Below are 14,630 nucleotides of genomic sequence, written 5' to 3'. Positions count from 1 at the left end.
GAGCGTGTCCGCCGGTCCAAGGACAGGCTGCGACCACGGCGGTACGATGCGAAGGCAGGTGTCGCCTACCCCCCGTGAGGCTGCCCATGGCCACCCCGACCGGCTGGCGGCGTGAAGGCAATCTGCCGGCGGAGCTCACCAGCTTCATCGGCCGGACTCGCCTTCTCGCCAACCTGAAACGGCACCTCAGCGAGTCGCGCCTGGTGACCGTCACCGGCATCGGAGGAGTGGGCAAGTCCCGAACCGTGCTGCGGCTGGCGCACCAGGTGCGTTCCCACTACCCCGACGGCGTCTGGTTCGCCGATCTCGCGCGGCTGCAGGACGCGGGCATGGTCAAGCACACCATCGCCTCCGCGCTCGGCATCGCCGACCAGTCGTCGCGGGCGGAGTCGGAGTCGCTGTCGGAGTGGGTGGGCGAGCGCGACATGCTGCTCATCATCGACACCTGCGAGCATCTGGTGCAGGGCTGCGCCGAGCTGGTGCACGAGCTGCTGGAGGCGGCGCCCAACCTGAAGGTGCTGGCCACCAGCCGCCAGTCGCTGCACCTGCCCTACGAGCACGTGGTGCCGGTGCCGCCGCTGCAGGTGCCGGGCGACGATCCGGCCGAGAGCCTGTTCACCAACGAGTCGGTGCAGCTCTTCGCGGCCAGAGCCGGCGGCAGCGTGCCCGACTTCGTGCTGGACGAGGACAACATCGCCCCGGTGGCGGAGCTGTGCCGCAGGCTTGACGGCATCCCTCTCGCCATCGAGCTGGCCGCGGTGCGGCTGCGGGCGCTGTCGGTGGAGCAGATCCTCGGCCTGCTGGCCGACCGGTTCAGCCTGCTGGCCGGCGCCAGCCGGACGGCGCTGCCCCGCCACCAGACGCTGCGCGCCGCGATCGGCTGGAGCCACGAGCTGTGCGAGCCCGCCGAGCGGCTGCTGTGGGCGCGGCTGTCGGTCTTCGCGGGCGACTTCGAGCTGGACGCGGCCCGGTTCGTCTGCTCCGACGGCCGGCTGCCGTCCGAGGACATCACCGACCTGGTCACCGGGCTGGTGGAGAAGTCGATCCTGCTGATCAGGAGCAACCACGCGGGCGTACGGTACAAGCTGATCGACACCCTGGCCGAGTACGGCGAGGAGTGGCTCGACAAGCTCGGCCAGAAGGAGCAGATGGCCCAGCGGCACCTGGAGTACTACCTGAGCCTGGCCCAGCGCAGCGAGGACGCCTGGTCGGGCCCGCGGCAGATCTACTGGTTCGTCCGCATGCGGCAGGAGCACGACAACGTCCGCGTCGCGCTGGAGCACGCGCTCAGATCGCCGGGCAAGTCGGCGCTCGCGCTGACGTTACTGTCGTCGTTGTGGTTCATGTGGGTGTGCTGCGGCTTCGCCCGCGAGGGGCGTCTGTACCTGGAGCGGGCGCTGGAGGCCAACCCCACGGTGAGCAAGGAGCGCTGCAAGGCGCTGTGGGTGCTGTCCTACGTCAAGAGCGCGCAGGGCGACAGCGCGGGAGCGCTGGCGGCGGCCGAGACGTGCAGCACCGAGGCGGTCCGGGTGGGCGACTCGCGGGCCGTGATCCTGGCCTCGAAGATGCAAGGCACGGCGGCGCTGCTGCAGGGCGACCTGCAGAAGGCCAGCGCGCTGCTCGGCGTGGCGATCGAGTTCAACACCGAGAACAGGGAGCTCAACCCCGGCCTGCTGCCCGCCATCGTCGAGCTGTCGATCGTGCTGACCACGCAGGGCGAGCTGTACGAGGCCGAGTCGCTGCTGCAGGACTGCCTCCAGGTGTGCAAGGAGCGGGGCGAGCTGTGGGTCAGCTCGTACGCGCAGTGGGCGCTGGCCGGCACCCGCATCGCGACCGGCAGGATCTCGGACGCGCTGCAGAACGCCAGGGAGGCGCTGCGGATCAAGCGGCACTTCCACGACACGCTCGGCACGCTGATGGCGCTGGAAACGGCGGCACGGATCTTCGTCCTGTCCGACAGGCTCGCGCTGGCCGCCCAGTTGCTCGGGGCGCTGCAGCAGAACTGGAAGACGGCCGGGCTGCCGCAGCTCGGCGCGCCGTGGATGACCGAGGAGCACAACGCGTGCATGCGTGACTGCCGGCGGCGGATGGGCGAGCTGGCCTACAAGGACGCCTTCGAGGAGGGCGCCCGGCTGGATCTCGATGAGGCGTCCGCGCTCGCGCTGGACGACCCGGACGCCCCCGACGAGAGCTGAGGTTGCGGGACCGTTTTCAGGAATTCTGCGATGGCCTGCGGCGGGGTGCCGTCAGGCCTGGGGGACCGTCAGACGGCTTGCGGCCACTGGGTGCCGTCAGGCCAGGCGTGCACGTAACGCGCACTGCCGAGGGAGAACGCGATGTGGCCCCGCACCCAGTGCTCGAGGCCTCGTACGTACTTGCGGACCGGGAGCGGGGCCCACTGTTCGAGTGCCGCCCGCCGGTCGAGGAACGCGGCGATGGCGTCGTTGTGCATCTGCGCGACCTCGTGCAGCGCGTCCTGCAGTGACAGGGCCTTGTGCGTGGCCAGCACCGTGACGAGGTTGTGCCGGGCCTTGTCGTTGCCGCGCTCCTTGGCGTACGACAGGAGGTCGTTGTCCCAGCCGATGAGGTCGCAGGCCAGGTCGGACAGGGTGCGGACGTCGGGGTGGTGCCACTCCTCCGCCTCCAGCCGGTAGCCGCCGCCCGCGTCGATGAGGGCGAAGCAGGTGTAGGTCGCTCCGGTGATGCGGCGCATGAGGACGTAGTCCTCGGGGGTGGGGATGAGGTCCACCTCGCGATTGGCGGCCTCCCAGATCTGGGCGAACAGGTATTCCTTCACCGTGATGCGCCACCGGTCCACCTGGGCGGGGGTGGCGTACGCGGAGATGCGGCGCAGCAGCTCGTTGAGTGCGAGACCGAACGGGTCGCCGGCGTCGGGTTCCCGGCGTCCGTCGAGGATCTCCAGGAGCGGCGGCAGTGCGCGGGCCAGTGCCGAGGCCCGGTGCCCCATGAGCTCGCCTTCGCAGAACGCGTCGTCGAAGGCGAAGAGCCAGTTGTACCAGTCGTTGATCAACCGGAGGCTGTCCCGCGGCATGGTGGGGTTGGTCCGTGCCGCGAGCAGGCCGATCTTTGAGCGCCGGAAGTGCTCGATGGTGTCGGCGCCGTTGAGCATGTGTGAGGCGGCCAGCCATGCGTGGCTCTCCGCGTCGACCTCCGAGGCATGTGCGTTGATCTCACTCGGGAACGGACATGGCAACGGAGGGATGTGGAGCGGTCGCCTACTGAAGGAGTGCGCAGAAGTAGCCACGCCCCCAGCATGACTATCGAGTGTTCGAAAGGCCACACTCGGCAACTTCGAGCCCTTTAATGCTTATTTCATACTATGAATCTCTTTGCGCGAACCATTGGATAAACTGGTCATTTGCGAACATTCGCGCGGTCTCCAGCGCGGACGGCTGCCCGGCCTCCGGATCGGCCCCCGCGTCCAGCAGGGCTCTGACCACGGCAGACTTCTTCTTGACAACCGCGCCCGCGAGCGGCGTCTGCCCACGGTCGTTGGCACGATTCGGATCGGCGCCGCTTGTTACAAGCATGCGTGCGGTCTCGGCGTGACCGTAATAAGCCGCCGGCATCAGCAAAGTGTCACCTTTGCCGTCGGTCAGATCGACCGGCGCCCCGGCGGCGACGCAGGCGCGCATCGTCTCGGCCCCCGGCCCTGGCCAGGTCGAACAGCTCGGTGGCGAACTCATCCAGCCCTGGATCCCCGTCCATGGGTTCATTGTCCCTCGATAGGGTGCCGTGCGCGGAATCGATACGACCCGCCGTAGGTTCTGGAGAAGAGTACCTAGGGAAAGGCTGTTTAACCGTGTTCGACCCGAAGGATCTCTACGAGCTCGCAGCCGACGCGCCCGAGCTTGCCGATCCGGTGTTGCTGTACCACTTCGACGGCTTCGTCGACGCGGGCTCGGCCGGACGGCTGGCAGTGGGCCACCTGCTGGCCGAGCTGGAGCACCGGGTCGTGGCGACGTTCGACGTGGACCGGCTGCTCGACTACCGGTCGCGGCGACCCATCATGACGTTCGACACCGACCGGTGGATGGAGTGCGAGAGCCCCGAGCTGGCCGTTCATGTCGCCAAGGACTCGACGGGGACGCAGTTCCTGGTGATGAGCGGGCCCGAGCCCGACCGTGAGTGGGAGCTGTTCACCAAGGCCGTCGGGGCGCTGGTGGCGCAGCTCAAGGTGAGCAAGCTGGTGACGTTGCACGGCATCCCGATGGCCGTGCCGCACACCCGCCCGCTCGGCATCACGATGCACGCCAGCAGGCCGGAGCTGATCAACGCGCAGACCAGCGCGTTCGGGCGGGTCCAGGTGCCAGGCAGCGTCGCCGCGCTGCTGGAGCTGCGGCTCGGGGCGCAGGGCCACGACGCGCTGGGCTACGCGGTGCACGTGCCGCACTACCTGTCGCAGGCGGAGTACCCGACCGCCGCGGTGAGCGGGCTGGAGGCCGTGACGCGGGGGACGGGGCTGGTGTTCCCGATGGACGCGCTGCGCGACGCGGCCCGCCGTACGACGACGGAGATCGAGGAGCAGATCCGGGCATCCAGCGAGCTGTCCACCGCCATCAGCGGGCTGGAGCAACAGTACGACGCGTTCGCCGCGGGCGCCGAGCGCGAGAACCTGATGGCCGAGACCACCCCCATGCCCACGGGCGACGAGCTGGCCGCCCAGTTCGAGCGCTTCCTGGCCGAGCGCGACGACGAATAGCGGCCACCCCTCGATACGCTGGGTCGATGAGTGAGATTCGCGTCGGCCTCGTCGGCTACGGCACCGCTGGGGCGTACTTCCACGCCCCGCTGATCGCCGCCACTCCCGGCCTGTCCCTGGTGGCCGTGGTCACCAGGAATCCCGATCGCCAGGCCGAGGTGGCCGGCCGGTACGGCGCGGCCGGGGTGGCCGACGTGCGTGACCTGTGGGAGCGGTGCGACCTGGTCGTGGTCGCCTCGCCCAACAGGACGCACGTGGCCACCGCGGCCGCCGCCCTCGACGCGGGCCTGCCCGTCGTCGTGGACAAGCCGCTGGCCAGGACCGCCGAGGAGGGCCGCGAGCTGGTGCGGCTGGCCAAGGAGCGCGACGTCCTGCTCACCGTGTTCCACAACCGGCGCTGGGACGGCGACTTCCGCACCGTGCGCAGGCTGGCCGGCGAGGGCCGGCTGGGCGACGTGCTGCGGTTCGAGTCGAGGTTCGAGCGCTGGCGGCCGGCGCCGAAGGGCGGCTGGCGGGAGTCCGGCGGCCCCGAGGAGGTCGGCGGCCTGCTGTACGACCTGGGCAGCCACCTCGTCGACCAGGCCGTGCAGCTCCTCGGGCCGGTACGCGAGGTCTACTGCGAGAGCGACGTCCGCCGTGCGCAGGTCTCGGCCGACGACGACACGTTCATCGCGCTCACCCACGCGAGCGGCGCCCGCTCGCACCTGTGGGCCAGCTCGATGGCCGCCCGGCTCGGGCCGCGCTTCCGGGTGCTGGGCTCGGCCGCCGGCTTCGTCAAGTACGGGATGGACGTGCAGGAGGAGCGGCTCAGGGCGGGGATGACGCCCGATTCGCCGGGGTTCGGCGACGACGTGGAGGACCGCTGGGGCGTGCTGGGCACGGAGGACGACCGCGAGATCGTGCGCACGGAGCCGGGGGCGTACCTCGACTTCTACCGGGGCGTGGCGGCGGCGCTGCGCGAGGGCGCGGCGCCGCCCGTCGATCCGGAGAGCGCGGTGGACGTGCTGGCGGTCATCGAGGCGGCGCGCCTGTCCGCGACCGAGCGGATCGTCGTCCACCTCGATTCCTAGCTCGATTCACAGCTCGACTCATGGGGGGTCAGCCGCGCAGGCGGGCGCGCATCGCGGCGGTGTCCTCGTCCGTCCAGCCGTTGCGTGACAGCCAGCCCAGCGGCCCGCCGAAGCGGTCGTCGAGCACGCCGAGGAACTGCTCGATGTACCGCGCCCTGGGCATGTGGTCGTCGGCCGGGCGGGAGTCGAGGTCGTCGCGGTAGGTGTCGCTGCCCCGCAGCCGCTTGAGTATCAGCTCCAGCCGCTCGCCCGTGACCACGTAGTCCTCGACGATCGCCTCCCTGGTCGCCCCGGCCAGCTCCAGCGCCAGCGCCGACAGCACCCCGGTGCGGTCCTTGCCGGCCGCGCAGTGCACCAGGGACGCGCCGTCGCTCAGCGCCATCGCCCGCAGGGCCGCCACCACGGCGTCCGGCCGGTCGCGCAGGTAGCCGAAGTAGAAGCCGGTCACCCGGAGCTCCTCGTCCACCACCCGCTCCGCCCAGGGCAGCACCCGGTCGCCGTCGATGGTGTCGGCCTCCACGTCGGTGTGCCGGCCGCCCTCCGCGAACAGCGTCAGATGGTGGTGGCGCACCTCGGGCACCCGGGTCAGCGGCCCCGGCCCCTCCAGCGACACCTCGGCGTTCGAGCGCAGGTCCACCACATGCCGCAGCTTCAGCTCGCCCACCAGCAGCGCCACGTCCGCGGCTGTCAGCCCTTGCAGGTTGTCGGCGCGGAAGATCTGCCCGCGACGGGTGAGGCCACCGTCGCTCGTCGGCAATCCGCCCAGGTCACGCGCGTTGACCGCGCCTTCCAGATCGATCCACCTCGTCGTCTCACTCATTATTACGACCCTATATGTCCCTCAACTATGAGCGGATTCGCGGTTCATAACGCAGCATGAACGTATGGATCCACGTGCTCTGCCTCCACGGCTGGTGATCGATCCATCGCTGCACCCGGAGATCTCGGTCGAGCTGCGGTCGAGTCCGCACATTCTCCGCATGGCTCGATCGGGCGCGCGAATGGACACGACCCGCAACCCCGCCCTGCTCTTCGTCCTGCCGGCCTTCCTGATGTTCCTCATGTTCGTGGCCGGCCCGGAATACTTCTTCATCGCGAGCATGGGAGTCGGCCTCATCGTCCTCATCCGGTGGATGGCGATGGACAGCACCTACAGATCGACCAAGCGAAGACTCCGCCTCGCCAGGGAGCACGCCAACCAGTACATCCTGCCGGAGGACCTCGACTATCCCTGCCAGCAGCTCCTGCGCCGCGCGCAGAACGCGGTCGAGGCGATCATGGCCTCGGCGGTGCACAAGGCGGGGCTGATCGACAGCATCGACAACCAGGTGTCGCTGCCGGAGGAGATCTGGCAGATCGCCACCAGGCTGCGGAAGCTGTCGTCGATGCACGCCGAGCACGGCAAGATCATCCCACGCGAGCTGCCGCCGGGCATGGAGGACGCGTTCAAGCCGTACACCAGCGCGCTGGACGCCGCCTGGACGTCGCTCTCCCAGCGGGTGCGCCACCTGGAGAAGTACGCCAAACAGGTGCTCAAGGCGGACAAGGTGTACCACGCGCACACCCGGCTGGAGAAGCTGGCCGCCAAGACCCCGGAGTACCAGCAGCTCCTCGCCGAGACCGTACGGGACGAGCTGGCGCACGAGCGGATCAGGGAGTTGTCGGACCAGGCGGCTCACGTACGCAAGCTGTTCGAGGAGAGCATCCTCCAGGCCAGGCAGGCGGCCGGGGAGCTGTTGCGCTCACCCCTCACATGAAACTGCTCAGGCAGACGGGGCGGCGCGCCGCAGGAGCTCCAGCGTCCTGCGCATGCCGGCCTCGTTCCCGAGGCTGCGGTAGATCTCCCTGGCCTGCTCCAGCGGCTGCACCGCGGCCCCGCGCCCGCCCGCGTCCAGGTGCGCCTCGCCGAGGTAGCGCAGGCTCCTGGCCATCCACCACCGGTCCTCCAGCTCCGCGAACTCCCGCACCGCCCGGCGCAGCTCCTGCTCGGATTCCTCGATCCGCCCGAGCCTGGCCAGCGCCCGCCCGGCCGACACCGCGTTCCTGGCCACCCCCCACGAGTCGCCCAGCGCGACCAGGATCTCCTCGGCCCGCCGGACGTAGTCGAGCTCGCGCAGCCCGTTGTCCGGATCGCCCACCTCGCCGGCGGCCCGCAGGCAGCGCGCCTCCTCCCACAGCTCCCCGCGCTGCTTGAACATCTCGCCGGCCCGGTCGAGGCTGAAGCCCGCCCTGGTGAACAGGTTGGCGGCCAGCCGGTGGTCGCCGTCGCGGTGCTCGCCACGCGCCTGGGCGGCCAGCACCTCGCCGTAGACGCGCAGGGTCTGGGCCTCGGAGTAGCGGTTGCCCTCCCGCTTGAAGATCTCCAGGGCGTCCTCCAGCAGCTCCCTGGCCTCCTCGGGCCGCCGCTCCGCCATCCGCATCTCGGCCAGGTTGCGCTGGGTGCGGGCCATCCACCACAGGTCGTCCTCGCCCTTGAACCCGGTGATGGCTCCGATCAGGAAGTCCTGCGCGCGGTCCAGGTGGCCGTCGCTGAACAGGGTCATGCCGATCGTGCGCATGGCCCTGGCCGCCCACCAGGTCTCGCCCAGCTCGGTGAAGAGCGCCAGCGCCCGCTCCGACTCCGCCAGCCCGCGCTCGCGCAGGCCCAGCCCGCCGTGCACGGCGGCGGCGTCGAGCAGCGCGATGGCCAGCGAGCGGCGGTCGCCGGTCTTCTCCGCGGCCTCGCAGCCCAGCTCCGCCACGGCCACCCAGTCGGCCCAGTACGCGCGCAGCGAGTGGCACAGCGAGCAGAACGCCCTGGCCAGCCCCCACGTCAGCTCCCAGAGCCGGAGCTGGTGGGCCAGGTGGATCATGGCGATGAGGGAGAGCCGTTCGGCGTTGAGCCAGTCGCCCGCCCCGAGCTGCCCGTCGGCGCTGGCCCGCCGGCCGCCCCTGCTCCAGTCCTGCGGCCAGCGGTTCTGCGCCGCCGTCTCGGCGCGGCGGCGGTAGCCGTAGAGCACGCGCTCGATGGCGGCCCTGCGCCGCTCGTCCTCGTCGTGGCCGGCCAGCTCGGCGGCGAAGACCCGGACCAGGTCGTGCAGGCGGTAGCGCATGGTGCCGGTCTGGTCGGTGCCCGAGCACTCGGCGAGCTGAGCGTCCATGAGCGCTTCGAGCTGGTCGGCGCCGTCCAGGCCGGAGATGTCGAGCAGCTCGCCGGCCACCCAGCCGGGCACGTCCGGGGAGGTCAGCGCGCTGAGCAGGCGCAGCAGGCGGCGCTGCATGCCGGTGCAGTCGTCGTAGCTGAGCTGCACGGAGGCGCGCACGCTCTTGTCCACCGTGGGCGCGACTTCCAGCATGTCGAGGATGCGCCGCGTGTCGGCCAGCCGGCCCGCCATCTCGCGCATCGTCCACTGCTCGCGGGTGGCCAGCCGGCCGCCGCAGATGTTGATCGCCAGCGGCAGGTAGTCGCACAGCCGCACGACCTCCTTGGCGGCCTCCAGGTCGTCCACGACCCTGGCCCCGCCGGCCAGCCTGGCCAGCAGCTCCACCCCGTGCGCCTCGCTGAACTCGCCGAGCCGCGTGTCGTGCGTGCCGTTCAGGAACAGCGGGGCGCGCGAGGTGACCAGCACCGCGCAGCCCGGCTCGGCGGGGATGAGCGGCTTGACCTGCTCGGCGTCGTGCGCGTTGTCCAGGCCGATGAGGATCCTGCGGCCCTTGGTCCAGGTCAGCCAGAGCTTGCGCAGCTCCTCCAGGCCGCCGGGGTCGGTGGTCAGGCGCACGTCCAGGGCCCGCAGGAAGCCGATCAGCACCTCGTCGGGCCGCACCGGCGCGTCCACGCCGCCGCGCAGGTCGGCGTAGAGCCGGCCATCGGGGAACCAGCCGGCCACCTCCTGGCCGAACCTGGTCATCAGCGCCGACTTGCCGACGCCGCCCCGCCCGTAGACGGAGACGACCAGCGGCGGCGCGAGGTCGGAGGCCTTGCGCCGGGCGGCGAACACCCCGCGCAGCTCGGACAGCGCCTCGGCGCGGCCGGTGAAGTGCTCGGGCACGGGCGGCCACTGGTCGGGCGCCAGCGGGCCGGGCTCTGATCGGGGCCGGCTCTTGGCGGCGGCGCGCGACTCGGTGGTGGCCCAGGTGGTCAGGCCGACGAGCAGGGCCGCGGCGGCGGTCACGCCGACCTTGGCGGCGGGCGGGATCTCCCACTCCACGGACGCGGCCAGCACACTCGCGGCGGCGGCCGCCAGTCCGGCGGACACCGGAGCCGCCCAGGGCACCTTTCTTCGTCGTGGTTTATCCGGAAGGTTGTCCCCTGTCAACGAACACCCCCTTTGGGGGTGATTCAAGCCGATGGGGTACGGCTTGCGCCAGCCGTACCCCATCGTTCACTCAGATTCCGATCACATGACAGGTGGCCGTCATGGTCTTGCTGGGATCGCTCTCCGACGTGGCGGTGAGCTTGACCCTGGCCAGCCGGTCGCCGCCCGCCTCACGCACGGCGTTGACGGTCACGAGCGACTGCTTGCCGAACGCGACGGAGGCCAGCGCATTGGGCAGTTGGGCGGTCCAGCCCTTGCCCTGCACCTCGGCCTTGAGCCGGTAGAGGTCGGACTTCAGGTACGCGCTGACGTCCTCCGGGTGCTGCCCCTGGGCCGCCGCCGCCTTGCCCGTGTTGAACAGCGGGAACTTGCAGGTGGAGATGTTCCTGGCGGTGGGGATGCCCGCGGCGGGCAGCAGCTTGAGCCCGCGCCGCTGCGGCCCCGCGCCGTCGAGCGAGCGGATCGCGACGGTGTAGGACAGCTCGCCCTCGCGGTTGCGGTGCACGTCCGTGATGTAGAAGTGCAGGCGGTTGGCCTCGTCGACGTACTCGTACTCGCTGCCGGAGTCGGTGCCGGCGTGGAAGAGCGCGTCGGAGAGCTGCCGGTAGTCGCCGATCGTGATCGGCACCTTGGTCCCGTCGGGCAGGACGTAGTCGGTCAGGCCGATGTCCTGCGGGTTGGCGTCGATCACCCACTCGAACGCCGGGAGCTTCCAGCCGGGGCCGCGGTCCTCGTTCTTGGTCTTGGCCAGCAGCACGCCCGCGTCGGGGGTGAAGGAGTCGCTGCCCATCCGGTCCACGACCTCGACGGTGTAGTTCTCCCAGCCGCCGCCGTCGCAGAGCGGGTTGGTGGTGACGTCGCAGGCGGGGCTCTTGTCGCCGGTGTCGAAGGAGATGTTGACGCCCGACAGGCCGCTCTCGCCCGGCTGCACGGCGCGGGCCGTGACCTTGGCCGTGACCAGGCCCGACTCGTCGAGCGCCTCGCGGGAGAGCCGCAGCACGTTCTGCTCGTCCACCATGCCCAGCTTGATCTTGTTGCGCAGCATGTGGTGGGCGCCCATGGACGCGCCGCCGGTGGGCGGGATCAGCCAGCGGGAGTGCGGGCCGCCTGGGCCGTTGAAGCTGCCGCGGCTGAGCATCTCCCAGATGCCGGTGTAGGCCCTGTTCACCGGTGTGGCGTAGGGGTTGTTGTAGTTGTCGGCGATGCCCATGATGTGGCTCAGCTCATGGGCGTAGACCGCCATGCCCGAGCTCTCGGCCTGCACCGAGTCGATGCCGAAGCGGGCGTTGGGCCAGAACGAGGATCCGGCCTGCCAGGAGGTCCACTCGACGTAGCGGGTGGGCGACCAGTTGGGCAGCGCGGGGTCCGGCGGGCCCCACTCGTCGGTCACGTCCTCCTTGGTGGGGAACTTCATCATGCCGAACTCCTGCCAGGTGGACGATTCGTCCTGGCCGGCGCTCAGGTAGAAGACGAAGTCGTACTGCGCGGCCACGTCGGGGCCGACGGCGGCGAGCCAGGCGGCGTTCCCGTCGGTGCGCAGGTTCTTGGTGCAGGTGTCACCCGCGGGGCACGCGCTGCGCTGGTACTCCATCGCGTACTCGTGGTCCTTGCCGGGCATCGTGTAGGGACCGAACCCGGTCAGCTCCACGCCGATCCGCCCGCCGGAGTCCTCCATCCAGTACTCATGGATGGTGTGCCCCTTGTTGAGGTCGTTCGGGGTGTTGAGGAAGTCCTGGTAGAACTTCGCGACCTGCTCGCGCGGGACGTCGTGGGCCTCGGCGCTCGGGTTGCCGAAGACCGTCGAGCCCTTGGGCTGGGTCACCACGAACTGCTGGTTGGGGTAGTCGAGCAGGACGAGCGCGCCCTTGAAGGTGCGCTGCGACCCCTTGACCGCTGGGTCGTTCCAGGTGGTGCCGGGCGGCCTCTTGTAGTCCGCCCAGGTCATGTTGTCGGGATTCTCCCAGTTTTGCGGGTCGATGGGCTTGAGGTCGCCCGGTAAGGGGCGGGTGCGCAGGGCCTGGGCGTCGTCGAGGGGGGTGTCCGACTGCCAGGGCTGCGTTTGCGGCCAGTGGTCCAGCCGCCACGGGTGCTCGGGATCCTCGGGGGGTGCTGCGGAAGCAGGGGTCGCCATCAGGCTCACCGGGATCAGCACGATGGCCGCCAGCAAACCCTTCAGCAGCTTCTTCGGGGCGTTCACGGATTGACGGTATAGACGTTATTGACGGAGATCACCGAGCAGTTGTAGGGAAGACACGTAGTGACGATTCCGTCATTTGACGAAAAATCCACGTAGAGGTGGGAATGTGGCGGATCTCCAGCGGACCGTTGACGAGTTGGCCGCCCGGCTCGACCGCCCTGCCCTGCTGGAGGACCGCGTCCAGCGCGTCGTGGCGTACAGCGAGCAAAGCGGCGCCATGGACGACGTGCGCCGCGACTCCATCCTGCGCCGGCACACCGTGCCGGAGGTGCGGCAGTGGCTGCGGGACGCCGGCGTCCACGAGGCCACCGAGCCGCTGCGCACGCCCGGCGCCCCGCACCTGGGCCTGCTGCCGCGCGTCTGCGTGCCGATCAGGCACGCGGACGCGCTGCTCGGGTTCCTCTGGCTGATCGACGCCGACCCGCCCATGACGGACGCCGGCGTCGCCGAGGCCGCCGCCACCGCGCCCGGGCTGGCCCTGGCGCTGTTCCACGAGAGCCTGGCCAGCGGGCTCGCCTCGCACCGCGAGCTGGAGGCGGTCACCGGGCTGCTGCTCGGCGAGCGGGACGCCGCCGAGCAGCTCATCGAGGCCGGCGCGTTCCCGCAGGCACAGCCGGTGAGCGTACAGGTGGCCAGGCCGCGCACGGCCGAGCCGGACGACGCGCTGCGGCTGGCGCTGGAGCAGGGGCTGCTCGCGCTGCGGCGGCGGCTGAGCGGGCACCATCCGCTGCACCTGGTGCGCTACGACCACGCCGTGCTGCTCACCGCCGGGCCGCCGGTCCCCGCCGACGACCTGCACGCGGCCATGCCGGTGCCGGTGGTGGTGGGGATCGGCAGGCCCCGGCCGGCGCTGGCGCAGGCGGCGGGATCGTACCAGGAGGCCAGGCACGCGGCCGAGGTGGTCGCGCGGGTGCCCGGGCTCGGGCGCACGGCGGAGTGGGCGCGGCTGGGCGTGTACCGGATGCTCACCCGGGTGCCGGACCAGGAGCTGCATCCGGGGCTCGAAGGGCTGCTCGCCGACGCGCAGTACCTGCCGCTGCTGGAGACGCTGGAGACGTACCTGGACCTGGCGGGGAGCGCGGTGGCGACCTCGCGGGCGCTGCGGCTGCACCGCACGTCGCTGTACTACCGGCTGCAACGGGTGGAGGAGCTGGCGCGCACGGATCTGAAGGACGGCGGCGAACGGCTGGCGCTGCATCTCAGCCTCAAGCTCGCCCGATTGTCGGGGCGCTACTTACCTAGAGATTCACATCATTCGCCCTGATTGCGGTGATGTCACGGATTCACGTTTAATGCTCTGAGGGCTGATTTCTGACGGGGAGTAGGAAATGCCGTCCGTGAAGCGTGCCAGGCCGATGCTGGGCCGGCGCGCGCCCGCACCGGTGGTGATCCACTCCGCGCCGCTCGTCCTGCCCATGTGCGCCGAGCCCTTCCGCGACGGCGCGGTGGCGACCCGGGACGAACGGGTGATCTCCGTCGGCCCCCGGGCCGACCTGCTGACGTCCCACCCGGCCGCCGAGGAGGTGCGCTGGCGGGGCATGATCGTGGCTGGTCTGGTGGACGCGTGCTCGGCCGGTCCGTCCGCCGGGCCGTCCGCCGCGCCGGGAGTGACCGCGCGCGCCCGCGTGGTCTCCGACCTGGCCGACTCCGGCGGCTTCCGCGGCGTCTCCTACATCGAGGTGACGAGCGGCAGCGAGCAGGAGTGGGAGGACGTCGAGCGGGACGCCGTCATCACCGCCATCCGCGAGATCGACCGGCCCTGCGCGGTCGGGATCGCCGTGCACACCCGCGACTCCCTGGTGCTGGAGGACGTGGCCGTGCTCGCCAGGACGTTCGGGCTGCGCCTGCTGGTCGACCTCGACCGGCACTCCCCCGCCGCGCTGGACGAGGCAGGGGTGCTGGGCTCGCTGTGCCACGTGGTGTGCGCCAGGCCGCTCGACCCGGGCGAGCGCAAGCTGCTGCGGCTGCGCAGGACCGTGGTCGCGCTGTACCCGGCGGCCGAGGACGCTCTCGCCCTGCTGGAGGAGGGCAACGTCGTCGCCTTCTGCGACACCGGCCCGGCCGGGCCGCTCGGGTCGGCGGCGGCCGTGCGGCGGCACGTGCGCGAGCGCGGCCTGCGGCCCCGCGGGCTGGACCGCCGGCTGGTGGAGGCCGCCACGCTGGGCGGGGCCAGGGCGCTGGGCATGGACCGGGGCAAGGGCAGGATCGGGGCGCTGGCGCCCGGCGCCCGCGCCGACTTCGCCGTGTACGACGCGCGCGGGCGCTACCCGTACTCGGCGTTGCTGGCCGGGCCGCCGTGCCTGGGCACGGTCGTCGGCGGCACCCTCGCCCAGACCGCCTGACCC

At 71.0% G+C, this 14,630-nt stretch carries 11 protein-coding genes; 6 read left to right on the top strand and 5 right to left on the bottom strand.

Features of this window, described 5'->3' with window-relative positions; genetic code table 11:
• Positions 1 to 74: 74 nt before the first annotated feature.
• On the top strand, positions 75 to 2,195 hold the full coding sequence (locus tag FXF51_RS11040; protein ID WP_262379422.1) for an ATP-binding protein: 2,121 nt from the start codon (positions 75 to 77) through the stop codon (positions 2,193 to 2,195).
• A 68-nt stretch (positions 2,196 to 2,263) separates the two neighbouring features.
• Here FXF51_RS11040 and FXF51_RS11035 read toward each other — a convergent pair whose 3' ends face one another.
• Positions 2,264 to 3,130, bottom strand: a complete 867-nt coding sequence (locus tag FXF51_RS11035) for a terpene synthase family protein (protein ID WP_148434209.1) — start codon at positions 3,128 to 3,130, stop codon at positions 2,264 to 2,266.
• A gap of 208 nt (positions 3,131 to 3,338) precedes the next feature.
• On the bottom strand, positions 3,339 to 3,737 hold the full coding sequence (locus FXF51_RS11030; RefSeq protein ID WP_316247616.1) for an ankyrin repeat domain-containing protein: 399 nt from the start codon (positions 3,735 to 3,737) through the stop codon (positions 3,339 to 3,341).
• A gap of 86 nt (positions 3,738 to 3,823) precedes the next feature.
• Here FXF51_RS11030 and FXF51_RS11025 point away from each other — a divergent pair, with 86 nt between their 5' ends.
• On the top strand, positions 3,824 to 4,723 hold the full coding sequence (locus FXF51_RS11025) for a proteasome assembly chaperone family protein (RefSeq protein WP_148434208.1): 900 nt from the start codon (positions 3,824 to 3,826) through the stop codon (positions 4,721 to 4,723).
• Positions 4,724 to 4,749: 26 nt separating this feature from the next.
• Positions 4,750 to 5,793: a Gfo/Idh/MocA family oxidoreductase gene (locus FXF51_RS11020; RefSeq protein ID WP_148434207.1), complete on the top strand. Its 1,044-nt coding sequence runs from the start codon at positions 4,750 to 4,752 to the stop codon at positions 5,791 to 5,793.
• Positions 5,794 to 5,821: 28 nt separating this feature from the next.
• On the opposite strand, the gene FXF51_RS11015 is transcribed toward FXF51_RS11020, so the two are convergent.
• Positions 5,822 to 6,613, bottom strand: a complete 792-nt coding sequence (locus tag FXF51_RS11015; protein ID WP_148434206.1) for a tyrosine-protein phosphatase — start codon at positions 6,611 to 6,613, stop codon at positions 5,822 to 5,824.
• Between the two features lie 64 nt (positions 6,614 to 6,677).
• On the opposite strand from FXF51_RS11015, the gene FXF51_RS11010 reads away from it, so the two are divergent.
• A complete protein-coding gene (locus tag FXF51_RS11010) occupies positions 6,678 to 7,550 on the top strand; it encodes a hypothetical protein (protein ID WP_148434205.1) in 873 nt (290 codons plus the stop codon).
• Between the two features lie 6 nt (positions 7,551 to 7,556).
• On the opposite strand, the gene FXF51_RS11005 is transcribed toward FXF51_RS11010, so the two are convergent.
• Together FXF51_RS11005 and FXF51_RS11000 are read right to left on the bottom strand one after the other, a co-directional pair.
• The gene (locus FXF51_RS11005) at positions 7,557 to 10,028 is read right to left on the bottom strand and encodes an ATP-binding protein (RefSeq protein WP_148434204.1); all 2,472 of its coding nucleotides are present in this window, start codon (positions 10,026 to 10,028) and stop codon (positions 7,557 to 7,559) included.
• Positions 10,029 to 10,158: 130 nt separating this feature from the next.
• Positions 10,159 to 12,285: a M6 family metalloprotease domain-containing protein gene (locus FXF51_RS11000; protein WP_262379420.1), complete on the bottom strand. Its 2,127-nt coding sequence runs from the start codon at positions 12,283 to 12,285 to the stop codon at positions 10,159 to 10,161.
• Positions 12,286 to 12,391: 106 nt separating this feature from the next.
• Here FXF51_RS11000 and FXF51_RS10995 point away from each other — a divergent pair, with 106 nt between their 5' ends.
• Both FXF51_RS10995 and FXF51_RS61825 read left to right on the top strand, forming a co-directional pair.
• Positions 12,392 to 13,549 (top strand): PucR family transcriptional regulator, encoded by a 1,158-nt coding sequence (locus tag FXF51_RS10995; RefSeq protein WP_148434203.1) that lies wholly within the window; start codon positions 12,392 to 12,394, stop codon positions 13,547 to 13,549.
• 64 nt (positions 13,550 to 13,613) lie between these two features.
• Complete coding sequence (locus tag FXF51_RS61825) at positions 13,614 to 14,627, top strand: imidazolonepropionase-like domain-containing protein (protein ID WP_222871240.1); 1,014 nt, start codon at positions 13,614 to 13,616, stop codon at positions 14,625 to 14,627.
• Positions 14,628 to 14,630 lie beyond the last annotated feature (3 nt).

The organism is Nonomuraea sp. PA05, from assembly GCF_008086045.1.
GTDB classification, from domain to species: domain Bacteria; phylum Actinomycetota; class Actinomycetes; order Streptosporangiales; family Streptosporangiaceae; genus Nonomuraea; species Nonomuraea monospora.
Note: the sequence above shows the minus strand (reverse complement) of the source record. Positions and strands in the feature narration are given on the sequence as shown.